This window comes from Nostoc sp. (genome assembly GCF_035638895.1).
GTDB lineage: Bacteria > Cyanobacteriota > Cyanobacteriia > Cyanobacteriales > Nostocaceae > Nostoc.
The window spans coordinates 1-21,974 of the sequence record NZ_DASQZC010000418.1; the positions used below are offsets into that span (position 1 = coordinate 1).

General features: G+C 41.1%; 25 protein-coding genes. 15 read left to right on the plus strand and 10 right to left on the minus strand.

The window, feature by feature from the left end; all coding sequences use genetic code 11:
* Positions 1-144 (plus strand): glutamine synthetase inactivation factor IF7A (gene gifA / locus VE944_RS34350; RefSeq protein WP_475483632.1); only part of this gene is annotated, 144 nt, incomplete at its 5' end.
* Positions 145-265: 121 nt separating this feature from the next.
* Here the strand turns inward: gifA and glnA are convergent.
* Positions 266-1,687, minus strand: coding sequence for a type I glutamate--ammonia ligase (gene glnA / locus VE944_RS20845; protein ID WP_324981281.1), 1,422 nt, complete (start codon positions 1,685-1,687; stop codon positions 266-268).
* Positions 1,688-2,044: 357 nt separating this feature from the next.
* On the opposite strand from glnA, the gene apcB reads away from it, so the two are divergent.
* From apcB to VE944_RS20880, 7 genes are all read left to right on the plus strand, one after another.
* Positions 2,045-2,554, plus strand: a complete 510-nt coding sequence (gene apcB / locus VE944_RS20850; protein WP_324981284.1) for an allophycocyanin subunit beta — start codon at positions 2,045-2,047, stop codon at positions 2,552-2,554.
* Positions 2,555-2,790: 236 nt separating this feature from the next.
* Positions 2,791-3,267: a hypothetical protein gene (locus VE944_RS20855; protein WP_324981287.1), complete on the plus strand. Its 477-nt coding sequence runs from the start codon at positions 2,791-2,793 to the stop codon at positions 3,265-3,267.
* Positions 3,264-5,450: a Z1 domain-containing protein gene (locus tag VE944_RS20860; protein ID WP_324981291.1), complete on the plus strand. Its 2,187-nt coding sequence runs from the start codon at positions 3,264-3,266 to the stop codon at positions 5,448-5,450. The genes VE944_RS20855 and VE944_RS20860 overlap by 4 nt, the downstream gene beginning before the upstream one ends.
* An 83-nt stretch (positions 5,451-5,533) precedes the next feature.
* Complete coding sequence (locus VE944_RS20865; RefSeq protein ID WP_324981294.1) at positions 5,534-5,953, plus strand: element excision factor XisH family protein; 420 nt, start codon at positions 5,534-5,536, stop codon at positions 5,951-5,953.
* The gene (locus tag VE944_RS20870) at positions 5,941-6,276 is read left to right on the plus strand and encodes a XisI protein (RefSeq protein WP_324981297.1); all 336 of its coding nucleotides are present in this window, start codon (positions 5,941-5,943) and stop codon (positions 6,274-6,276) included. The genes VE944_RS20865 and VE944_RS20870 overlap by 13 nt, the downstream gene beginning before the upstream one ends.
* A gap of 139 nt (positions 6,277-6,415) precedes the next feature.
* A complete protein-coding gene (locus tag VE944_RS20875) occupies positions 6,416-6,850 on the plus strand; it encodes a DUF29 family protein (protein WP_324981341.1) in 435 nt (144 codons plus the stop codon).
* Positions 6,851-7,669, plus strand: coding sequence for a TlyA family RNA methyltransferase (locus VE944_RS20880; protein ID WP_324981300.1), 819 nt, complete (start codon positions 6,851-6,853; stop codon positions 7,667-7,669).
* Here the strand turns inward: VE944_RS20880 and VE944_RS20885 are convergent.
* Together VE944_RS20885 and VE944_RS20890 are read right to left on the minus strand one after the other, a co-directional pair.
* Positions 7,666-7,923, minus strand: coding sequence for a Calvin cycle protein CP12 (locus VE944_RS20885; RefSeq protein WP_324981303.1), 258 nt, complete (start codon positions 7,921-7,923; stop codon positions 7,666-7,668). The two genes, VE944_RS20880 and VE944_RS20885, sit on opposite strands and share 4 nt — an antisense overlap.
* 387 nt (positions 7,924-8,310) lie before the next feature.
* Positions 8,311-9,657, minus strand: a complete 1,347-nt coding sequence (locus VE944_RS20890) for a GTP-binding protein (protein WP_324981305.1) — start codon at positions 9,655-9,657, stop codon at positions 8,311-8,313.
* Positions 9,658-9,870: 213 nt separating this feature from the next.
* Between VE944_RS20890 and VE944_RS20895 the strand changes: the two genes are divergently transcribed.
* The gene (locus VE944_RS20895; RefSeq protein WP_324981308.1) at positions 9,871-10,533 is read left to right on the plus strand and encodes a PDDEXK nuclease domain-containing protein; all 663 of its coding nucleotides are present in this window, start codon (positions 9,871-9,873) and stop codon (positions 10,531-10,533) included.
* A 145-nt stretch (positions 10,534-10,678) separates the two neighbouring features.
* On the opposite strand, the gene VE944_RS20900 is transcribed toward VE944_RS20895, so the two are convergent.
* From VE944_RS20900 to VE944_RS20915, 4 genes are all read right to left on the minus strand, one after another.
* Positions 10,679-10,882: a prolyl oligopeptidase family serine peptidase gene (locus VE944_RS20900; RefSeq protein WP_324981311.1), complete on the minus strand. Its 204-nt coding sequence runs from the start codon at positions 10,880-10,882 to the stop codon at positions 10,679-10,681.
* A gap of 11 nt (positions 10,883-10,893) precedes the next feature.
* On the minus strand, positions 10,894-11,070 hold the full coding sequence (locus tag VE944_RS20905) for a hypothetical protein (RefSeq protein ID WP_324981314.1): 177 nt from the start codon (positions 11,068-11,070) through the stop codon (positions 10,894-10,896).
* A gap of 140 nt (positions 11,071-11,210) precedes the next feature.
* On the minus strand, positions 11,211-11,546 hold the full coding sequence (locus tag VE944_RS20910; RefSeq protein WP_324981316.1) for a hypothetical protein: 336 nt from the start codon (positions 11,544-11,546) through the stop codon (positions 11,211-11,213).
* A 130-nt stretch (positions 11,547-11,676) separates the two neighbouring features.
* The gene (locus VE944_RS20915; protein WP_324981343.1) at positions 11,677-12,630 is read right to left on the minus strand and encodes a metal ABC transporter substrate-binding protein; all 954 of its coding nucleotides are present in this window, start codon (positions 12,628-12,630) and stop codon (positions 11,677-11,679) included.
* A 206-nt stretch (positions 12,631-12,836) separates the two neighbouring features.
* On the opposite strand from VE944_RS20915, the gene VE944_RS20920 reads away from it, so the two are divergent.
* Complete coding sequence (locus VE944_RS20920) at positions 12,837-13,607, plus strand: metal ABC transporter ATP-binding protein (RefSeq protein WP_324981346.1); 771 nt, start codon at positions 12,837-12,839, stop codon at positions 13,605-13,607.
* 38 nt (positions 13,608-13,645) lie between these two features.
* Positions 13,646-14,497, plus strand: a complete 852-nt coding sequence (locus tag VE944_RS20925; protein WP_324981319.1) for a metal ABC transporter permease — start codon at positions 13,646-13,648, stop codon at positions 14,495-14,497.
* Positions 14,498-14,615: 118 nt separating this feature from the next.
* Here the strand turns inward: VE944_RS20925 and VE944_RS20930 are convergent, their stop codons facing one another.
* Complete coding sequence (locus VE944_RS20930; protein WP_324981321.1) at positions 14,616-14,786, minus strand: hypothetical protein; 171 nt, start codon at positions 14,784-14,786, stop codon at positions 14,616-14,618.
* Between the two features lie 237 nt (positions 14,787-15,023).
* Positions 15,024-15,458: a hypothetical protein gene (locus VE944_RS20935; RefSeq protein WP_324981324.1), complete on the minus strand. Its 435-nt coding sequence runs from the start codon at positions 15,456-15,458 to the stop codon at positions 15,024-15,026.
* Between the two features lie 113 nt (positions 15,459-15,571).
* Here VE944_RS20935 and VE944_RS20940 point away from each other — a divergent pair, with 113 nt between their 5' ends.
* Positions 15,572-17,425 (plus strand): S8 family peptidase, encoded by a 1,854-nt coding sequence (locus VE944_RS20940; RefSeq protein WP_324981327.1) that lies wholly within the window; start codon positions 15,572-15,574, stop codon positions 17,423-17,425.
* Between the two features lie 115 nt (positions 17,426-17,540).
* On the plus strand, positions 17,541-17,762 hold the full coding sequence (locus VE944_RS20945; protein ID WP_324981330.1) for a hypothetical protein: 222 nt from the start codon (positions 17,541-17,543) through the stop codon (positions 17,760-17,762).
* On the opposite strand, the gene VE944_RS20950 is transcribed toward VE944_RS20945, so the two are convergent.
* Positions 17,759-18,082, minus strand: coding sequence for a thioredoxin family protein (locus VE944_RS20950; protein WP_100899583.1), 324 nt, complete (start codon positions 18,080-18,082; stop codon positions 17,759-17,761). The genes VE944_RS20945 and VE944_RS20950 overlap by 4 nt on opposite strands.
* A gap of 191 nt (positions 18,083-18,273) precedes the next feature.
* Between VE944_RS20950 and VE944_RS20955 the strand changes: the two genes are divergently transcribed.
* The gene (locus VE944_RS20955) at positions 18,274-18,426 is read left to right on the plus strand and encodes a hypothetical protein (protein ID WP_324981335.1); all 153 of its coding nucleotides are present in this window, start codon (positions 18,274-18,276) and stop codon (positions 18,424-18,426) included.
* 1,374 nt (positions 18,427-19,800) lie between these two features.
* A partial coding sequence (hetF, locus tag VE944_RS20960) for a cell division protein HetF (RefSeq protein WP_324981338.1) occupies positions 19,801-21,974 on the plus strand: 2,174 nt, incomplete at its 3' end.

The following is a 21,974-nucleotide window of genomic DNA, read 5'->3' on the forward strand; positions in this document are numbered from 1 at the left end:
AATCGCCAACAATCAATGCTGATGCGGGCTGCACAAGAACTTGGTCTTCCTGAAGAAGCATCCCACTACTGGAACCCGATTCAAGGCAAAGTAGATGCTAACACTCGGATGATTTATGGGCCAAGTCATGCTTCCATGAGCTAAGTTTCAAGAGTTTTAAGGTTGATTTTTTGAGTGAATCTCTCAACTGACAACTCCGGCAAAAAAAGCCACCCTCTACTCTAGGGTGGCAAAATTTGTATATTTAGATAGCTACGGTACTTAATTAAGCATCGTAGTAGAGATAAAACTCGTAGGGATGAGGACGCAGCTGCAACTGCTTGGTTTCGTTAAGCTTGTAGTCAATCCAATTTTCGATAAAGTCTTCCGTGAACACGCCTGATTCTGTCAAGAAACCGTGATCGTTTTCTAGTGCTTGCAATGCCAGTTCTAAAGAACTTGGAGTTGAGGGAACCTTTGCAAGCTCCTCTGGAGAGAGTTCATAGATATTTTTATCTAAGGGTTCACCAGGATGGATTTTGTTTTTGATGCCATCGATACCAGCACAAAGCATTGCAGCAAATGCCAAGTAGGGGTTAGATGTAGCATCTGGACAACGGAATTCTAAACGCTTGGCTTTGGGGTTCTTACCAGATAGAGGAATACGGATAGAAGCAGAACGGTTCCCTTCAGAGTAAGCCAAGTTAACAGGAGCTTCATAACCAGGTACTAGGCGCTTGTATGAGTTGGTGCTGGGGTTGGTAATTGCTAACAGCGCTGGTGCGTGTCTGAGAAGACCACCAATGTAGTACAATGCCATATCGCTCAAACCGGCATACTTATCACCTGCAAACAGAGGTTGGCCGTCTCTCCAGATGGACTGGTGACAGTGCATTCCCGAACCGTTATCGCCAAAAATCGGTTTTGGCATGAAGGTGACAGTTTTACCGTATTTCTTGGCAACGTTCTTGATGACATATTTGTAAGTCATCAACCAGTCAGCCGCTTCGATCAACTTACCAAAACGGAAACCTAGTTCGCACTGACCGCCAGTAGCAACTTCATGGTGATGCTTTTCAATGGGCACACCTAAGTCTGCCATTGTCAACAGCATCTCTGTACGGATATCTTGGAAAGAATCCGTCGGTGCGACTGGGAAGTAACCTTCTTTGAAGCGTGGTTTGTAACCCAAGTTGGGTTTTTGCTCTGTACCGGCTTTACCGGAATTCCAAGCACCTTCTTCGGAGTCTAAGAAGTAGTAGCCTTCGTTAGCAGTTTGGGCAAACCTAGCACTATCAAAGATAAAAAACTCAGCTTCAGGCCCAAAGAAGGCTGTATCACCAATGCCACTGGCAACCAGGTAATCTATTGCTTTTTGAGCAATAACGCGTGGGCAACGGTTGTACGGTTCACCCGTGCGGGGGTCTTTAATACTGCAAATTATACTTAGTGTTGGCACTTCCATGAATGGGTCGATCCAAGCAGTGTTGGGGTCGAGTACCATCGTCATGTCAGATTCGTTGATCGCTTTCCAACCCCGAATGCTGGAACCGTCAAACGCTACGCCATCAGTGAATGCAGTCTCATCGATTTGGTTTTGGTACAGTGTGAGGTGCTGCCAAGTCCCTACTGTGTCGATGAATTTGAGATCAATTAGCTGAATTTTTTCATCTTGAATTCTCTTCAAGAGTTCTTGGGGTGTTGTCATTGTTACTCCTTCTCTACCAATTTCCTAAAGTAAACCAGAATCTTACATTGCATCCTAACCCTACTGATCTCAATCAGGCCGTGACACACCAGAAATATCTTAAATAGTAGACATTAGCAGATTTTGTAGCTTCTGTTACAGATATCTGGATTATCAGGTTATATTAACCTTTCAGCGATCATCTGTACAAAACTGGAAAGTTCATCATATAGGGGTCAACTTTGGCATAGAATCCATAGATAGTGGATAAATTGTTTTTGTGCCAAATCTATTTTTAATAGCACAAAAATTTACTGGTGCATAAGTGCAGCCAAATAAATATCAAACCATAAATAGTAATGATTGGGAGAAGAAGGAATGCGCGATGCGGTAACAAGTTTAATTAAGAATTATGACTTAACTGGTCGGTATTTTGACCGGAATGCGATCGATAGCTTAAAGTCTTACTTTGACAGTGGTACAGCACGAGTACAAGCGGCGGCGGCGATCAACTCTAATGCAGCTGTACTTGTCAAGCAAGCTGGTTTAAAGTTATTTGAAGAACTGCCAGAATTGATTCGCCCTGGTGGAAATGCTTATACAACTCGTCGTTATGCAGCTTGTCTACGGGATATGGACTACTATCTGCGCTATGCCACTTATGCGCTGGTTGCTGGAAACACGAATGTATTGGATGAGCGTGTGCTACAAGGGCTACGGGAAACTTACAATTCTTTAGGAGTACCTATTGGGCCTACGGTTCGCGGTATCCAAATTCTCAAGGATCTGATTAAGGAGCAAGTAGCAGCAGCGGGTGTGGTTAATACTGCTTTTGTGGATGAACCTTTTGATCACATCACACGCGAGTTGAGCGAACAGGATATTTAGCACCTAGCTCTGGTGACTAGAAATCGCGGAACTATACAAATAAAGTTCGCGTAAGTGGACTTAATATCTATCGCACTTTGGCTTGATTGGCAAGGTGCGTTTACTTTTATTGATGCAAAAAATTATTTGTTGTCAGACAAATTAACTGTATTACAACGACAACAAGTACTGGAAAAATTTTATACCTGCTCTTATGATGTTTATTATTTATATAAATAATTTTTGGCAATAGTTCTATGAGTATTAATGATTTAGAATTTCTGCACGGTGCGGCTTTTCTTCGACTCCTCAAAGGAACATCTTATATCTCTATCAGTTATTTATCTTATATTCATTCATCTCTTTATACTATAAAAAGCTCAAATCAAGAATCAGCTATCCTGTTTAAAATATCAAAAAAGCCTACTTCTTCATGGTCATTTAGCTTCAGTTCACAGGAAGAGAATGCACTGGCAACCTTTCATAAAACTTATCCTGATGTCAAACTTTTTATAGCATTGATTTGTCATCGGGATGGCGTTTGTTGTCTATCAGAACAACAACTATGGACAATTATTGATCCTAGTGAAGGTTTAGCTAAGCAGCGTGTTTCTGTCAAAAGAGAACTAAGAGGGAGTTATTATGTTAAAGGTACGGGGAGAGTTCCCTTAGAGCAGACAGTCCCTCAAAATAATTGGCCTGACGTAATTTTATCAACATCAAATAACCTATGACACCCACTCAGATTAAAACTAATGGCGACTGTATTGACAGATTAATTAAGAGATTAGAGAAACAAATCGGACAAAAAGAAGCAAGTAAGCTTAAAGAAACGGCTATTGAAGTTGTACAAAATTGTGTCAAATTTTATTCAGAAAATTTCGGTGATGGTGATGTAGGGGAAAATAGTACGGGTTTAGTGAGCAAACCCTATAAGGGACAAGACCCTATTCCTAATGGTACAACTGGACTTATTTATGGTCGAGTTCAAAGTGGTAAGACTAACACAACTATTGCAACTTTAGCCCTGGCTCATGAAAATAATTTTCGTTGCTTTATTGTCTTAACTTCTGATAATACATGGTTAGGAAAACAAACCGCTAATCGTTTCAATAATCAAGTTCAAGACGGCCCTGTTTTTTTTGATTGGGAAGAATGGAAAAAAGACCCCGATGGTTTTGCAGAAACGAAAGTTGCACCTTATATCAAAGATACAGATATAGGTGTTGTATTAATTTCAACAAAAAATGGTCATCACCTGGATAATTTATTGAAGGTTTTAAAAGCGGCAAAAGTCAAAGGTGTTCCTACCTTAATTTTTGATGATGAAGCGGATAACGCTAGTTTAAATACGAATGAATCTAAACAAGCTAAAAAAGGAAAAGATGCGATTGATGATAGTAAAGTTTTTGAGACTATAGGTAAAATTCGTCAAGAGGTTGCTAATCATATTTATATTCAAATCACAGCAACTCCCCAAAGTTTATTATTACAAAGTCTCCCTCATCCTTGTAAGCCAAAATTCTGTGCAGCATTACCAGAGCCGGGAGATAGTTATATGGGAGGAGAGTTATTTTTTGCTGAGAACAGTAAATACTGTTGTATTGTAGATGCTGAAGAAATTAACCAATTAAAGAAACAAAAAGGTGCTATAAATCCGGGTAATAAATGGATAATTCCCGATGGATTAAGACTTGCACTTTGTTCCTTTTTCTTAGGTTCAACTTACAAAATGTTATCTTCTGAAAAAGAAGATGAGAAATATTCTTTTCTTGCTCATGTTTGTTATAAACAAGATATCCATAGTGTATTAGAAAAGGTGATTACTCAATTTGTAATTAATTTAGATAAAGCAATTCGAGAAAAGAGTTCAGATACAGAAAATAAACAAGCCCAAAAATGGTTAGAAGAAGCTTATAACGAGTTAAAGCAAACGGCTAATAACTTACCTCCATTGATTGAATTAATAAATGAGTTAAAAATTCAACTAAGAAACGCCATTCATACTAAAACAATTAATGCAAATAATCCCGAAAAAGAACCTAATTACAATCCTGGCATGAATATATTAATAGGAGGAAATAGATTAGGTAGAGGTGTAACAATTGATGGTTTAATGGTAACTTATTATGGGCGTGATGCAAAACAAAAAGTAATGGATACGGTTCATCAACACGCTCGAATGTATGGTTATCGTCCACAACTAAAAGACGTAACTCGTCTCTTTATAGCAGAACATATACTAGACGCTTTTCGTTCTATTCACCAAGCGGATGAAGCTATGCGTCAAGCAATTGGAGATGATATTCATAATATTAAACTTCAGCCTGTTTGGATAGGAGGAAATCTAAAACCAACTCGTTCTAATGTTTTAGATCCTTCAGTTATTAATGTATTAGTACCAGGTTCATTAGTTTTTCCTCAAAATCCAGCCTATAAAAAAGACGAAATCGAGGATAATTTCAAAGAAATTGAAACCCTTTTAATAAATTACCAAGAAAATAATAAATATTATGAAGTTGATATAGACTTTATTATTAAAATACTCAACTATACAAAAAGTCATTATGTACTCTCAGAAAAATGGGAAGACAAACGTATTATAAAAGGATTAACAGATATAAAGTCAAAGGGTATGACAAAGGGTCTTTTAAATGTTCGTAGAGGAGAAAGAAAGAAAAATCAAGGATTAGATATGAAAAGACAAGAGCCTTTTAAATGGTCACAGTTTGGCTTTGGTTCAGGTAATTGGTCAAAAGATGCTAGAGAAAAAAATCCTGATGTACCAACTTTAATCATTTGCTATCAAAGAGGAGAAAAAAGTACAGGATGGGATGAGCATCCTATATATCTACCTATGTTAGTTTTACCTAAACAAAAATTTGTTTTAATGTTTAATTATGATGAGGATGAATAGGTGATATTTTGAATTTTCGATCGCACCTCTGGAAAATAATTTTGCTAGATTAAAGCTGTGTTTTTGGAACTATCTTTCGACTAATGCCAGCCAGAGACATCTACCACGCCGCAGTCATTAAAGCACTTATAGCAGATGGTTGGACAATAACCAACGATCCCTTATACCTTGCATACGGGGGTAAAGAACTTTACGTAGATATTGGAGCAGAAAGAGTTACCATTGCTGCTGAGAGAGACGATCAAAAAATAGCTGTTGAAATCAAAAGTTTTCTGAGTCCTTCTCCCGTGAATGATCTCCAGGAAGCTGTAGGACAGTATGAAGTTTATCGCAGCGTGCTTAAAGAAATACAACCAAAACGCCAACTTTATTTAGCAGTTCCCAAGCGGGTTTACGAAGGTATATTTTCCGAACGCTTTGGTCAGCTAATTCTTAATAGCATAGGAATAAACCTAATTGTTTTTGACGAGCAACTAGAAAGGATTATCAGATGGATAAACTAGCTCGGTATCGTGAAATTATTCGTCAGTTGATATTTGACTATGCCACTCACAAGCCTGCTAACGGTCAAATAGAGACAGAACCCGTCATTGACTCGGAGCGAGATCACTACGAAGTGTTACATGTGGGTTGGGATGGAGTGCGCCGCGTACATGGTTCGGTGGTGCATATAGATATTATTAATGATAAAGTATGGATTCAATATGATGGTACTTCGCAGCCAGTAGCAGAGGCATTATTAGAAGCGGGTATCTTGCGCGAAGATATTGTCTTGGGTTTCCATCCGGCTGAACTACGACAATACACAGATTTTGCTGTATCTTAATTATCTTGATGTTGTGTATTTCCAAAGAATAATACATTAAGTAGCGATCGCTCAATAGATTAAATGTATTAGCTTATGTTCTCTGAACTAAAACCGTCATAAGCCACAATAGAAGTTGCCGATGTTTGAGGCGCTGATTATGGAAGAATTATTAACTCTGAAAGACTTGCTTGTTAAAGGCGATGTTCAAGGAGCATTGATTATAGTTGAAGAATTAACAGAAATGAGCCGAAATGACATAATCAAAACGATTCGTAGCTATGCAGTGATTTTGCTGTTGCATCTGATTAAACAACAAGCTGAAAATCGCACGACTCGCTCTTGGGAAGTATCAATTCGGAATTCGGTTCTGGAAATTCAACGAGAAAATAAGCGGCGTAAAGCTGGAGGCTATTATCTCGCGCCAGAAGAATTGTTAGAAATCTTAGCAGAAGCCTATTTAAATGCCAGTAATGAAGCAACGCTCGAAGTAGAAGAAGGTCGTTATGAAGTTCAAGAGTTAGAAAAGCTGGTTAACCAAGAAGAAATCATCAATCGTGCTTTGGCTTTAATCTTACCAGGAGAGTCTAATTAATTGGCTAAACAGCGACTCGACACACTATTAGTAGAGTTAAATTTATGTTCTTCTCGCGCCTTAGCACAAAGGTTAATTCAGGCGGGAGAAGTTACTGTTAATCAGCAGTTAGTTGATAAACCTGGGACAGAAGTTGATATTACTGCTCAAATAAATATTAAAGAGCGATCGCCTTTTGTTTCTAGAGGCGGTGAAAAACTCTCCAAAGCTTTATCAGTATTTGCCATTCCCATAGAAGAGCGCATTTGTTTAGATGGTGGGATTTCTACTGGTGGTTTTACTGATTGTCTTTTACAAGCTGGAGCAAAACAAGTTTACGGTATTGATGTTGGTTACGGACAAGTTGACTGGCGGTTACGAAATGATTCGCGGGTGATTTTGCGGGAACGCACCAACTTACGGCAACTACGACCAGATGAGTTATATGGTGAAAATGACCCGATTCCTGATTTGGCGGTGGTCGATGTATCGTTTATTTCTTTAACTAAGATTCTGCCTGCTTTGTGGCAACTAACTCAAGCTAACCGAGAAGCTGTATTATTAGTCAAGCCACAGTTTGAAGTCGGCAGATCCCGTGTGGGTAAAAAAGGTGTTGTGCGCGATCCAAACGACCAAGCTGATGCCATTTTCCAGGTGTTGCAAACAGCCCACGAATTAGGATGGAAATACAAAGGCTTAACTTGGTCGCCGATCACTGGCCCTGCTGGGAATATTGAATATCTTTTGTGGTTGGGAATGGAAAGTGAAACGCCACCACCTGATTTAGAAGCAATTAAGCAAATAACGCAATCAGCAACAACTGATTTACGTAAAAGTTAAACGTCGTATATTAGACACTCTACGGAATCGGGATGGCGATCGCAGTAGTTTTCCAAAGAGGTTTTCTTTGATTTTGCTTGCTGTTGATCGGCTTTTTCAGCTTGTAATTCTTCCACAATGTCCCAGGCTACGGCACAACCAGGAGAATCACTGCCATCTAGCTCACAAGTTGTCCGGGCTTCAGTAATGGCTTCAGTAATGGCTTCTTCAAGATTTGTTGCCCCAGCATCAAATGAGTTTAGAGTAGTTGTCATGATACTTTTACCTTTAATTTACAGAGATACATATTAACTGTGAGCTTTCAATGACCTCAGGAAGCTCACCTCCGTCGCTAACGCTAGTCGCTCTTTGTTGGATCAACAAGACCAGGCTAGCTCACATTTCCAGTTTAGATAGGCTTCCCACAATAGGTAGTGGTAAACACCGCCATCTTTTTAGCTAATTTGAGTAGGAATTACCCTCTTGTCATCTTTGATTCAAAAAGCTATGGGAATTCCACTAGTTGAAGTCACTCCTAGAGATGGTTATCTTCTCAGTCTTGCATCCCAAATTCGGAATGTCAGTCAATTGTCAGAAGAGTTTGATAGAAGTTGATAAACACTTATAAACGGCAACAAAAGGGAAACAATTTTTATTTATTCTCAATACTTTATGCCTAACTCTTGTCGCAAGCGATACAGAATTGTATTTTGGTCAACTTGAGAGAGAATTTCTTGAATGACGCTGCTAGCGCCCAACTGTCCCCAAGTGCAACCTTTTTCGAGATACACCTGAGCGGCTTTGCCAACGGAATATGCACCATAACCGGCGATACCAGCTTGAGCGATCGCACTGCCAGCAAAGGCAGTAATATTGCTGGGATTGTCACCACTAGTTATTGCGGCGGTAGTTTTACCCAAGCCCAAAAGGAAACTACTACCTAATTCTCCCAGTAGCAAGCCACCAGAACTAAATAAAATCGTTTTTAAAATTTTCCCAGCTTCGTAGCCAGTCATCGGCAAACCATACAATCTAGCTAGGGCGCGAATTAAAGCCAAATCAGCAACAGTTCCGCCAAGGATATCTAAAAAGGCAATGGGATTGAGCATTACTGCCAAAGCTTTGTATTTGGTAAATTGCCAAATGATATCTTCAGCTTCTTGTTCGCGTAAGTCGATGGTTTTTTGAGCGATCGCGGCTTCTGCATCCCGTGCTTGGATGAGTGCATTTAAAGCTAGAAGCGATCGCCCTTCCCGATTGAGAATATTCAGAATTGTTTCCTTAAGTTCGTCTACTTGCGGTGGTGGTGTCTCCCATTCATAACTGACACGCCCATCAGGCCACTCTACCCGCACTTCCATTGCTGCTGGTTCCGCCGCCACCATGACAATTTCATCTGGTAGTAAAGGTTTCGCGTGAGGATGTCCGGCACCTAGTTGTTGCAAATTTTGGTAAATTGTTCCCTGGTCTGTATCTGGGTAAAGGTCTATTTTGTTAAATACTAAAATCAGGGGTTTTTGCGATCGCCGCAATTCTAGCAGTGCTTGATACTCAGTGCGTGTGATATCACCAGACACGACAAACAAAATTAAATCAGCCTGATGCACGACTTCTCGCGCCATGTCTGCCCGTGACTCACCCTCAATTTCATCTAATCCGGGGGTATCAATTAACTCTACTAGTACCTTACCACCGGGCTGCCAACGGACGGAACGGGGCCATTGAGTGACACCGTTTAGGGGCCCCGTTTGCAGAATCTTCTCTCCCAGTAAGGCATTTAGAACTGCTGACTTACCACGACTTACCAAACCGAAGGCAGCAATTCTAATGACGTTAGAATCCAGCTTGTTGAGTGTGGAATTTAAAGCTTCCAATTCTGGTTTCAACAAACCTGCCAATTCCGGGTTGGATGAAAGCTGTCCTGACTTACGAAGATATCCATACCAAGCCAGTGCTTGTCTGAGACTGGCGCGGGCACGATTTAAATGAGTTTCTTGCAGATTTCGCACGAAGTTAGGTTAATTCAAGATTGGACAAACAACAGGCACATATCCATTTTGATCTAATTCCAAGGCTGTTAGCCTGTTTTGTCAAATTAGACAACTATTGTGATCATTTGCATACCTTTTAATGCAATGTCCATTCAGAAGATAGAATCATGTTGATTATCCCAACACTTGCGATCGCGCCAGTTTCTCCCAGTATTAGCGTTAATTTTTTTTATGCCTAGAGACGATAAATCCGAAGCTTCAAGAAGGGGTGCATCTGCGATCGTTGGCTATGAAGATTTTTTAAGTGAATTAAAAAGCCGAATTTCTAAGGCTCAATTACGGACTGTAGTTGCAGTCAATAAAGAATTAATATTGCTCTACTGGCAAATTGGGCGAGATATTCTTAATCGCCAACAGCAGCAAGGTTGGGGAGCAAAAGTTATCAATCGTCTTGCATCTGACTTGCAGAAAGCTTTTCCAGAGATGAAGGGCTTTTCACGTACTAATCTTATGTACATGAGAGCATTCGCCGAGGCTTACCCAGACGAGCAAATTGTCCAACAACTTGTTGGACAAATTCCTTGGGGTCATAATGTCCGTATATTGGATACTCTTAAAGATCAAAGAGAACGCTTGTGGTATGTACAACAGACTATCCAACATGGGTGGAGTCGCAATGTTTTAGTTCACCAGATTGAAAGTAAGCTGTATCACCGTCAGGGTAAAGCAACCACCAACTTTAACCGCACTCTGCGTCAACCACAATCAGAGTTAGCACAGCAATTGTTGAAAGATCCCTACACTTTTGATTTTCTCAATTTAGGGGAAGATTTTCTGGAACGCGATTTGGAACGTGCTTTAATCAACCATATCCGCGATTTTTTAGTAGAGTAAGGCTTAGGCTACGGACAAAAAAAACTGAGTTTTCATCAGAAGAGATAGAAAACGAAGTTGCAAAAATTCGGAACGAAATAAATGCTAATACAACTATAGATTCTGATTTAATTTAGAGTGTATTCCAATGCATAGAAAAATATCTTTAATCTACAGCCTTCTGTCGCTGATGCTGTAAAAACCACTTATACAACTCTGGATTATTATATGTCTGCGTCCAAGAGTCGTGCTTGGCTTCTGGGTAAACTGTAAATTTCACATTTCCGTTGCGGGTTTTGAGTGTAGAAACCATGATTTCAGACTCGCTTAATGGAACTACATTATCTTTGGCTCCGTGAAATACCCACACAGGAAGATTTTTTAGATAGGGTTACGTCCGCTCAACTCTGCAAAATATAGAGCTAATTCATTTTTATAAAATTCTACTTTGGCTTTTAACGGCTCTAGATCGCGTCCCTTAACAACTTCTAAAATTTTATTTTTAATTTCTGCCGTACTCCAATATGCCAACTTTTTGGTAGTTGTGACATTTGCCATTACCGTTTATCCTGGGAAAATTTACAGATTTTGATTGCGTCATTAATAGACTAACTTGATCAAAAAAACAGATACGGGGACGCAAAGAAACAACTCTCCCTGTCCGTGTGTCCCCGTGTCTTTTTAATGAAAATGAAGGGCTACCACCAAATTCGATTTCCATTTTCGTCAACTCGTGCTTCCCGAATCATGTCAGAAATCTCTTCAGCATCTTTAACGTGGTGGAGTGCTTTCTTTGTGCCATCGGGTTCATCTACAACGAAGTAAGTCGGGACTGTAATTTTGTCGCCTGTAATGTCTGGTACATCATCTATAGCTACCTGTTTAGCCTTTTCTTCAACAGATTGAGGCTCATCAGCAATTCTATCTCCAGGATTCGCTGTTAAGTTTCTTTCATTGACATTAGGTTCTTCCCGTAAATGTGTATCTTCACTTACTGGTTGATTAATTTGATTTTCTTGATTATTATCAGTCATGGCTTTTCAGGTATTGAAAATACTACGCTTTACTAAATAACATTCTAAAAAATCGAGGATACAAAGAGTTCTTTCTCTGGAGAGACTTTGAGAAGAACACGTCTTAGGTTAGATATTTACTCTAATGAATTTACTTCTTTAGTTGAAACGGGGTATATTTCCCCCCCAATGCTTCTACAATTGTACGGGTATTCACCTCCATCATTTTGATGTAAGAATCTCCTGGACTTCCCTTAGCGCCAATTGAATCAGAATATAGTTGATTTGGTGCTAATTTAACTCCTGCTTCTTGAGCAACAGTTTTAATTAAAGCCGGGTTAATCGTAGTCTCAGCAAAAATTGCAGAAACGCCTATTTTTTTAATTGACTCTACTAATCGCTGGACTGTTTGAGCGCTTGGTTGTTCTTCGGTACTAATGCCAATTAAAGTACCTGCGATCGCAATCCCATAAGCACGTCCATAATATTGGAATGCATCATGGGTTGTCACCAGTTTGCGCTTATCTGTGGGGATAGTTTGAATCTGTTGATTAATCCAACTATGCAACTGCTGTAATTCATTAGTAAGTTGCGATGCCTTTTGAGTAAATTTTTCTCTATCTTCAGGTGATTGCTTAATCAAAGCATCCCGTATTACATTCGTCATTGCGATCGCATTTTCTCCACTACCCCAAACGTGCGGATCTGGCACAATTTCTCCTTTGCCTTTATCAAGCTGCAAAGATTTGACAGCTTCCCCCACAGCTAACTTTTGTGCCTTACCACCAGAAGCATTCATCAATTTAATCAGCCCCGGTTCCAGGTTATAGCCGTTATACAAAATCAAGTCAGCTTCTTCCAAAACCCTGCTGTCTGCTGGTACTGGTTCGTAAACATGGGGATCAGTACCCGGTTTCAAGATTCCACTTAGTTGAATCTCGTCTCCTGCAACCTCTTGTGCCAAATCAGCAATGATGGTACTTGTTGCAACCACTCGCGGCTTATCTCCCTTGGCAGTGTTGGAGTTAGAGTCTTTCTGGGTACAACTGAATAAAGCCAAAGGTACAAGTATTCCCAAAAGCCGAAAAAGAATTTTTCCTTTCATTCTGCTGATTATTCCCTCGCCGTAAGGATTACTGCCGTCTATCTCTAGTATTAGTTTCATTTATCTTGGATATTACATCTAATTATAGATTTTTTCATATTTCTCTCATTTTTATAGTAAGCTCAAGAAATAAATATTTAAACGTGATTATGAAAAATATCTCTTTTCCTGCAAAATTGAGCCTATCCCAGACGAAAATAGAGGAAATGCCTGCCAAAACAATCAAAGCTTTTGACACGAGTTCCAAAGCAGCAATTAGCATTGCCCATTTAGGAGTATACTACCGGACACAAGAAGCCTTAAGGGACGTTAGCTGCATCGTCAAACCGGGAAAACTAACGGGTATTTTTGGCCCTAACGGTGCTGGCAAAAGCACGCTGATGAAAGCAATGTTAGGCTTGGTTCCTGTTAGTAGTGGTACGGTGCTATGCGAAGGCAAACCCTTGATGCAACAACTAGAGAAAGTTGCCTATGTACCACAACGTAGCCAAATTGACTGGACTTACCCTGCCACAGTCTGGGATGTAGTAATGATGGGACGGGTAAAGAAAACAGGCTGGTTGCGTAGCTTCTCGACAGTTAGCCGCCAAGTAGCGAAAAATGCCATAGAAAGAGTTGGGATGAGCGAATATTGCGATCGCCCCATTGGACAATTATCAGGAGGACAACAACAACGCGTATTTTTAGCCCGTGCTTTAACACAGCAAGCAGAAATCTTCTGCTTTGATGAACCTTTAGTAGGCATTGATCAAAAAACTCAGGCAGTGATTTTTGAAGTCTTCCATGAACTGGCCGCTGATAACAAAATCGTGCTAGTAGTCAACCACGACTTAGGGGAATCAATCACCCACTTTGATGATTTAATATTACTAAATCGTGAATTAGTCGCCACAGGTTCACGCCAACAAGTACTTACACAAGAGAATTTAAATCTCGCTTATGGTGGTAAAGTAATGTACTTTTCAGATGCTGCATGAATAATTTGTAATTCGTAATTCGTAATTAAAGACGGTTTATGTTAGAAGCATTAATTGAACCGTTGCAATACGGCTTTATGCAGCGATCGCTCGTGATTGCTATTTTAGTTGGGATGTTGTGTGCAGTTGTAGGCAGCTACTTAATGGTACAACGACTAGCCTTGCTGGGTGATGCCATCAGTCACTCAGTTTTGCCAGGACTAGCGATCGCTTTTATGGTAGGAGCAAATATATATATTGGGGCATTTATTGCCGGAGTTTTGAGTACAATGGCGATCGCTTGGATTAGAGTGCGATCGCCAATTAAAGAAGATGCGGCAATGGGCATAGTTTTTTCAGCATTCTTTGCCCTTGGTATCACCCTAATTACTGTTATTCAAAAAGATAACAAAATCGACCTTAACCACTTCCTTTTCGGTAACATTCTCGGTGTTACTATTGATGAAGTGCGGGATACTGCTATTATTGCCACTATTGTTTTAATAGTTGTTCTTTTACTATATAAAGAGCTTTTATTTTACACATTTGATCCTTTAGGCGCTCAAGCAGCAGGTTTACCCGTCAATCGGCTAAACTTTGGACTGATGGTGCTAATAGCTTTAACAATAGTCGCCAGCATGAAAGCTGTCGGTGTCATTTTAGTATTATCACTTTTAATTACACCAGGAGCTACTGCCTATTTATTAGTTAAACGCCTCAACTATGTAATGATTTTGGGTGCGGTAATTGGCGTAATTTCTAGTATTAGCGGTATGTATCTTAGCTATTTTTATAACTTACCCTCTGGGCCTGCGATCGTTTTAGTAGTATCAGGATTCTTTATTTTGGCGTTGTTATTCAGTCCTAAATACGGTATTTTTACCTTGAGCAGTAAAAAGCTCACACCATAATCTTTAAATTGCGGTCATTTCTCGGCGTATAAAGACTAGACCTCTTGTTATCCGTTAACCGACACCTATAATCGTGCCTACTCATTTTGCTATGGCGTGTTGCGAGATGAATGAGTATTTAGGCTACCGTCGAAGGTATAACATCGGTGAGTACACCTTTTTTTGAAAGCGGCTTTGCACGAAATCGACATTTAATTTTAAGACTGCTTAGACTGCCAGTTATTTTTATAGCTTCGGCATCATCTATTACTGTGAACAAACTTTTCTTTTCTAGCTTTGTATTTTTCATGAAGATTATCCCTCAGAAAATGCTGAGATAGTAAGCTGTTATGTATACAACTTGCACAATCAGGGCGGGCAAGATGCCCACCCCACAAGCATTTTGAAAAAATATTAGTGCAAATTAAAGGCGCAACAGCTTACCATTCTTTTTTGGAAATTACGCACGAATACGCCCCGGCTACTGCCACGCCCCAATTAATCTCAGCACCTCACCACCGCGATTTTTGACTTCCGCCTTGCTGTACTACTGATTCGCTTGCGATCGCAAACTTTCTAACGCCCTCTGCAAAAACTTACCCCATTCTGCTGCCAAAGGAATTTCTGTAAACGGAACCCGCACTGAATCAGTAGATTCTGAAAATAGAAATTCTAACTCTATAGAACGACCTTTTTCTGGTATACTTTCTAAATCTACTTTTTTGTCATCTACTAAAAGATACATTTCTTTAACGTTAAGCAAAGAGAATGTTTCTAGTTTAATAGGCCCTTTAGGCGTGGGTTTTCCCCAAGTTAGATTGTTGCCTTTTTGACCTAATACAGCGTAGATATCATACTTAGCCCGTTCAAATTGCTCTGCCCAAGCCCGATAGGTTTCAACTTTTTGATATTCCTTCGAGCCTTGCCAAGCCAACCAGAAAAACATTACTAATAACGGCAACCACAAAAGACCACGTTCCATCGTTTAAAAAATTCCTGAGTGAAACTTGTAACTAAAAGTGGCAAATCCACCACTAAAGGATAGAGATAAGTTATGGTAGTGAGCAAACTGGCAAAAAGCGGTGATGAGTTAATATGAGAAAACTTATATTATTGTGCTTGTTTGTCATTGGGCTAGGATCTGCCATATTTGGTTTCCTGAATTTCCAGGGATTGGCAGCTAAAGGAGAGTTTGAGACGATTGTGCTTGATTTTCGGGAAGATATTCCATCACTAGTAGTGGAACAGAATCTGCAAGCGATCGCCAAACAATACAACGTTACACCCCAATTAGACAACAAGTTTTCCAAAAAAGATAATGTTTATATTATCAAGGGCGATCGCCAACGGCTTAAAGAACTGAAAAAATCTCAGTTTGCCCAAGCTACAGAATTCATTGAACCAAACTATATCTACAGCAAGATTCCACAACCCGGTAAAGCAGCTTGGCTGGGAGAATTTTTGAGACCCCAAGAAGATGATGATGAGACAACCCCTTCATTAACTGGCCCCAATGACCAATATTACAGCAAGCAATGGAACTTGCACAAAATCGGCATTGAAGGCGCATGGAGTCAAACCAAAGGCAGTGGCATCACAGTTGCAGTAATTGACACCGGGATTACTAAGGTGCGGGACTTATATGAGACAAAATTCGTCAAAGGCTATGATTTTGTTAACGACCGAGAAGAAGCCACAGACGATAATGGTCACGGTACCCATGTTGCCGGAACTATAGCCCAAGCCACAAATAACAAATATGGCGTAGCTGGAATTGCCTATGAAGCGAGTCTGATGCCCTTGAAGGTACTCAGTTCTTATGGTGGCGGTACTGTTGCCGATATTGCCGAAGCGATTAAATTTGCTGCTGATAAAGGCGCAGATGTGATTAATATGAGCTTGGGCGGTAGCGGTGAAAGTCAGTTGATGAAAGAAGCCATCGACTATGCTCATAGAAAAGGTGTAGTTATTATTGCCGCAGCCGGAAATGAAAACGCCAATGGAGCAGGCTATCCAGCCCGCTATCCTTACGTCATCGGCGTTTCCGCAATTGGCCCAGATGGTGAAAGAGCGCCCTATTCTAACTTTGGTGCTGGGGTAGATATCTCTGCTCCTGGTGGTAGCGAAGCTGGTAAGATTCTCCAAGAAACTATCGACGAAAAGGGCGAAGGTATATTTCTGGGCTTCCAGGGTACAAGCATGGCTGCTCCCCACGTTGCTGGTGTTGCGGCATTAATCAAAGCTGCTGGCATCAAAGAACCAGATGAAATCTTAAAAGTCCTTAAACAGTCAGCGCGAGTTATCCAGGATGATGGTTTGAACTATTATGGCGCTGGACAACTCAATGCAGAAGCAGCAGTCAAACTAGCCTTTAGTGGACAAATCAGTTTTCCAGATTTCTTTCGATGGTTACGAGATAACGGCTATCTTAACCCCGGCTTTTGGATTGATGGTGGTGCGATCGCACTGTTACCCAAGGTTTTAATGGTAGTTGGTTCCTATCTGTTAGCTTGGTTTTTACGGGTTTACTTCCCCTTCACTTGGAGTTGGTCTTTATCTAGTGGACTAATCGCTGGTAGTTCTGGGTTATTCTTCCTCAAAGGAATCTATATTTTTGATCTTCCCCAATGGCCTTTCCGGGTTTTAGGCAGTTCAATTCCCGAACTAGGAAATACTCTCCAGGGAACCGATGCGCTAAATCCCCTATTTGCTAGCGTACTGATTCCCATTGTGTTAATGGCATTGCTGCTGGGACATCCTAGTTGGAGATGGTTTGCCATTGGTTCAACCTTAGGTGTAGCAGCGTGCTTGACAGTAAGTGCGTTTTTCGATCCAGCAGTTATGGGTTTGGGAAGTGGCCACTTAGCACGCCTCTTCCTCATAGCCAATGCTCTAATCTGTTATGGACTTACTCGTTTAGCATTGAAAAACGAAGAAAAAATAGCATAAATGGGGAGTCGGGAATCGGCAATGAGGAATGGGGGAAGAATTCTTAATAACTCTCACTCCCTACTCCCTATTCCCTACCCCCTACTCCCTACTCCCTACTCCCCACTCCCCCACTATGATTACACTTACAGGTACAATCGAACACCGTGATATTGGCACAGGCGCATGGGCGTTAGTTACAGAAGAGGGCGTTACTTACGAAATCCTCAGAGGGGCTGACAAAGACTTACTAAAAGCCGGACAAAAAGCAAAAGTAAAAGGACAGGTGCGTGAAGATATCATGACAACTGCCATGATTGGCCCTGTCCTAGAGGTTAAATCTTTTGAGGTAATTTAGTTCTGACTAGCTGTGGAATTTAGAACCTCTTGAAGACGGCTTCTAAACTCACCTTTGGGATGACCTCCTTTTACTTCACCCACAATCTGAAATTCTCCTTCTGGAGAATTGCAGATGATGTAAGTAGGCCATCCCATCTCTGATTTATCAGGATATTGAGTTAATAAAATCTTACGATACTTGCGGTAAGCCGCCGTATCCTGCATTTTTACATCGATAAATTCTAAACCCAGTTCTTCAGCCACCTTTTTGTCATAAAAAGACATTTTGTGGCAGATGCCGCACTCTTCTGAAGAGAACTTAATTACAGCTAAACTCATGGGTTAGGGACTCTTTGATTCTATGCAAAGTTTTTTAGATAATGCCATGAAATATTACCATATAGCTGGTCATTCTTGGCAAATTAATAGTGAAACCCTGAACCAGTAAGTGTTTTATCTCCTTCCCTGTTTCTAGTAGGAGGGCAATTTTTTGGGAGTAAGGGTCAAAATGTAGAAAAAAAATTAAGAATATGATTAAATATCATAGCAATCATTTTGGTATGGCATCTCTAGCTCATAATAAAAAGAAAGCGATTCAGGGATGGTGCGATCGCGATACTCAAGGTCTACCAGCAGTAGCAACAAGTAAAGTAATGCACTACAGTTATGTAGGCGGTGTCTAACGACAAGCACCTAGGCATCTAAGCCAAAAAAAACCCCCAGTGGGTGTTAGCCAACCAGGGGAGTTAGTTATCAGGGTGCATCTACCAATTAAATGTTCTCAGGTTGAACACCATATTCCGGATAAATTTGTACAAAGGTTAGTTATTTATTAAAATAAAAAAACCCCAGTTAGTGTTAACCTAACTAGGGAGTGAGTTATCAGGGTGCATCTACCAATAATCTTTTCTAGGGGCAGCCAGTATCTTCCGGGGAAAATCGTCAAAATCAGGGTTGATGGCAATGTCTACGACGGGCTATGACAATCGTTCGCCCTTGGGAGAAGACTCGCTAAGGCTTCTCTAACGAGACGCTACGCGAACGCTATTGGGCGTCGCAACTAGAAAAAACCCCCAGTGGGTGTTAGCCAACTAGGGGAGTGAGTTATCAGGGTGCATCTACCAATAATCTTTTCTACAGTAAATGGGTCGCTACCGGATAAATTAGCAGAGGTTGAATTTGTTACTGTTTGTTTATTAAAGAAAAACCTCAGAGGGGTTAGTTATCAGGACTAATTTGCCAATTAAATAATGGGTGTGCCAAGCATGATTGCTGCTTTAGAGCTTACGTACAAGAGATACTCGAACCCTTGAAAAAGTTAGCTCTTAGAGTTTCCCCTTTTCCAGACGAGCTAGTAGCTTGCTCTTAGCGTAACGGTAGCAACGTAAGAATGTGTAAGGTAGGAACTACTGAAAGGGTTCCCCGACTCTTAAAGCTTGATAGCAAGAACGTCTTTGAAGAGGAGAAGCAACCGGCGTAAGCTCATTTAAATATGGGTTTTAAGCTTTTAATGCGTAAGTTTTGTGCTTACTTCCTTCATAAAAAAACCCCCCAGTGGGTGTTAGCCAACCAGGGGAGCTAGTTATCAGGGTGCATCTACCAATTAAATGTTCTAGGTTTAACCACCATGCTCCGGATAAATTTCTGAGAAAATTGATTCTTCTCTTGTGTCAAAAAAATAAGAGTAGATATTAATTGAATTAAGGGAGTTAAAGATCAAGGGATATCCCATCTACTAATCAAGTATTCTAGGGTTAAGCACTATTTTCTGGTAGAGAATATCTGCGTCAGAAGTTGCTGTTGTTTGCCAAAATTGAAAAAAACCCCCAGTGGGTTTTAGCCAACTAGGGGAGTTGAAGATCAAGGTGCATCTACCAATTAAATGTTCTAGTCGCAAGTAATCCAATCCGGATAAAGTTGTAAAGGCAGAAAAAGCAAAACAACTAGAATTCAGAAACATTCAGGGGTGGGATGCATCTAAGTTATCAGAGGGAGCGAAAAATCGACTTGAAACTTTCGCGTTTCAAACCAGATTTAGGAGGCAAACAGGAGAAACTGTGACCCAGGAATTCCACATTTCGGTAACTCCTGTAGGGCGAAATGACTACTTGGTGCGGACGGAACAAGTCGCGCCTGGAGTACCATTGGCAGAAGAATTGGTGACTTGGCCTGTAGCTGATTGGTTAACAACTGCTGGGCATTTGATGAATGATCCGTTGAAGTCGGTGTTGCAAGGAGATGCATTCGCCTCTGGTGGGCACGAAAGCGATATCGCTAGAAACTCTGTTAATTTAGTGGTCTTGGGTCAACAATTTTATAACGCCCTATTTCAAGGCACTCTCAGGGATAGTTGGATTACTGCTCAAGGTATTGCCCAGAACCATCAACAAGTACTACGCTTACGTTTGGGGCTAAAAGACACTAGATTAGCTCGTCTGCCTTGGGAAGTGATGCACGCTGGCGATCGCCCTCTGGCTACCGGGCCTTATGTCGCTTTTTCTCGCTTCCAAAGTGGAATTTTGGGAGTTTCGCCTTTGCGATCGCAAAATATGCCCACACCACTACAACAAGGTGGTGTAAGAGTATTGATGGTAATTGCTTCCCCCTCAGATCAAGTCCGCCTTGACCTACAAAAACAGGAAGCTATCAAACTGCAAGCAGAACTTCATCGTATACCACGAATTGCCGAAAATAGCAATCGTTTCCCAGAAATTGAACTCACTGTATTAGATCAACCAGGGCGGGAAGAACTGACGCAAGCTCTAGAACAAGGCAGATACCATGTTCTCCACTACTCTGGTCATAGTAACTTAGGTTCCAATGGCGGAGAAATTTATCTTGCTAGTCGCAGAACTGGCTTAACGGAAATCTTGACTGGGGACGATCTGGCTGGTTTGCTCGTCAACAATAATATCCAAATGGCAGTGTTTAACTCCTGCTTGGGGGCGTACACAGCAGCATCCGATCCCTCTGGAGATACTGGCGAACGAAATCTGGCAGAAAGTCTGGTGAAGCGCGGAATTAGAAGCGTTTTGGCAATGTCAGAACGGATTCCTGATGAAGTGGCGTTGACGCTCACGCAATTGTTTTACCGCAACTTGAGTCAGGGATATCCAGTAGATTTGTGCGTCAGTCGGGTACGCCAAGGATTAATTTCTGCTTATGGTTCTCACCAGATGTACTGGGCATTACCGATTTTATATCTCCAGCCAGAATTTGACGGTTTTCTGAGCCAGGAAACTGAGTTATCGGATGCAAAGCCCAATCAGTATAATTCGCCTTTAGGGGCAACTTCTACGATGTACTCTGCTATGGCAGACGATAGCGAGATGCCTTTAGGAATGGAAGATATGATTCCTTCTGGTTTGGCGCGTGATTCTGGGTTGGACTGGCTAGGTGAAGATACTTGGGGCGATCTTGTTGATGAAATTGAGTATGATGACCCAAGCTATGCAGAAGATTGTGCTATAGTTTCGGATTTATTTCGTCAGCTAGATAACCAAACAGCTCCAACTGAACTGGATCAACACATTTCAGAAAATAGTCTTCAGCAAAGCCACGTTTCAGAAGAAATGACTTCTTCGCAAGAGGAAGCAGATTTGTGGGGAGAAGCCCCAACACCGCCGCCTCCAACTCCTGGAAACTTGGAAGGAAATTGGCAAAATTCTACTGATTTTTTGCGTAGGCGTAGCCAGCCGCAGGTATTGCAACCAGCCCTACCAGCATCTCGTACCCGTCGCCGCCAGCTGTGGCCGATTGTGGGTATTGTGGGGAGCAGTGCGTTAGCAGCTGCGATCGCTTTAAATTGGTTGTGGCATCGACCCCAGCAGCCAATTCTGCCTAACATACCAGTAATTCCAACCCAGCCTTTACCCATTAAAAAGCAGCAAAATATCGATTTACAGGCAGCAGAGACTGGAATTGTCACCGCCACCGCTACAGAAAAATTGAGCCAGGGCGACTTGCAAAGTGGGTTATTGGCTGTAGAAGAACTACTCAATCGTGGCGCACTGACTGCGGCTGAAACTGCTCTGAAACTGATTTCAAGTAAACAAGCTGACGATCCATCGGTGAACTTTTACAAGGGACGATTAGCGTGGCAGTCTATCCAAGTCGGAAATAATAACTATAGCGTCGATGATGCCCGCCGTTACTGGGAAATTGCTGCAAAAGCTAACCCAGAATCGCTTTTATATAATAACGCTTTGGGATTTGCTTACTACACTGAAGG

Bases quoted from the DNA above. Each gene is read 5' to 3' on its own strand.
- VE944_RS20935 (WP_324981324.1), bottom strand. From the start codon at position 15,458: ATGGAACGTGGTCTTTTGTGGTTGCCGTTATTAGTAATGTTTTTCTGG.
- VE944_RS20910 (WP_324981316.1), bottom strand. From the start codon at position 11,546: ATGACTGATAATAATCAAGAAAATCAAATTAATCAACCAGTAAGTGAA.
- VE944_RS20860 (WP_324981291.1), top strand. From the start codon at position 3,264: ATGACACCCACTCAGATTAAAACTAATGGCGACTGTATTGACAGATTA.
- VE944_RS20895 (WP_324981308.1), top strand. From the start codon at position 9,871: ATGCCTAGAGACGATAAATCCGAAGCTTCAAGAAGGGGTGCATCTGCG.
- glnA (WP_324981281.1), bottom strand. From the start codon at position 1,687: ATGACAACACCCCAAGAACTCTTGAAGAGAATTCAAGATGAAAAAATT.
- apcB (WP_324981284.1), top strand. From the start codon at position 2,045: ATGCGCGATGCGGTAACAAGTTTAATTAAGAATTATGACTTAACTGGT.
- VE944_RS20955 (WP_324981335.1), top strand. From the start codon at position 18,274: ATGATTAAATATCATAGCAATCATTTTGGTATGGCATCTCTAGCTCAT.
- VE944_RS20905 (WP_324981314.1), bottom strand. From the start codon at position 11,070: ATGGCAAATGTCACAACTACCAAAAAGTTGGCATATTGGAGTACGGCA.
- VE944_RS20940 (WP_324981327.1), top strand. From the start codon at position 15,572: ATGAGAAAACTTATATTATTGTGCTTGTTTGTCATTGGGCTAGGATCT.
- VE944_RS20920 (WP_324981346.1), top strand. From the start codon at position 12,837: ATGCCTGCCAAAACAATCAAAGCTTTTGACACGAGTTCCAAAGCAGCA.
- VE944_RS20865 (WP_324981294.1), top strand. From the start codon at position 5,534: ATGCCAGCCAGAGACATCTACCACGCCGCAGTCATTAAAGCACTTATA.
- VE944_RS20870 (WP_324981297.1), top strand. From the start codon at position 5,941: ATGGATAAACTAGCTCGGTATCGTGAAATTATTCGTCAGTTGATATTT.
- VE944_RS20855 (WP_324981287.1), top strand. From the start codon at position 2,791: ATGAGTATTAATGATTTAGAATTTCTGCACGGTGCGGCTTTTCTTCGA.
- VE944_RS20915 (WP_324981343.1), bottom strand. From the start codon at position 12,630: ATGAAAGGAAAAATTCTTTTTCGGCTTTTGGGAATACTTGTACCTTTG.
- VE944_RS20945 (WP_324981330.1), top strand. From the start codon at position 17,541: ATGATTACACTTACAGGTACAATCGAACACCGTGATATTGGCACAGGC.
- VE944_RS20875 (WP_324981341.1), top strand. From the start codon at position 6,416: ATGGAAGAATTATTAACTCTGAAAGACTTGCTTGTTAAAGGCGATGTT.
- VE944_RS20885 (WP_324981303.1), bottom strand. From the start codon at position 7,923: ATGACAACTACTCTAAACTCATTTGATGCTGGGGCAACAAATCTTGAA.
- VE944_RS20950 (WP_100899583.1), bottom strand. From the start codon at position 18,082: ATGAGTTTAGCTGTAATTAAGTTCTCTTCAGAAGAGTGCGGCATCTGC.
- VE944_RS20930 (WP_324981321.1), bottom strand. From the start codon at position 14,786: ATGAAAAATACAAAGCTAGAAAAGAAAAGTTTGTTCACAGTAATAGAT.
- VE944_RS20925 (WP_324981319.1), top strand. From the start codon at position 13,646: ATGTTAGAAGCATTAATTGAACCGTTGCAATACGGCTTTATGCAGCGA.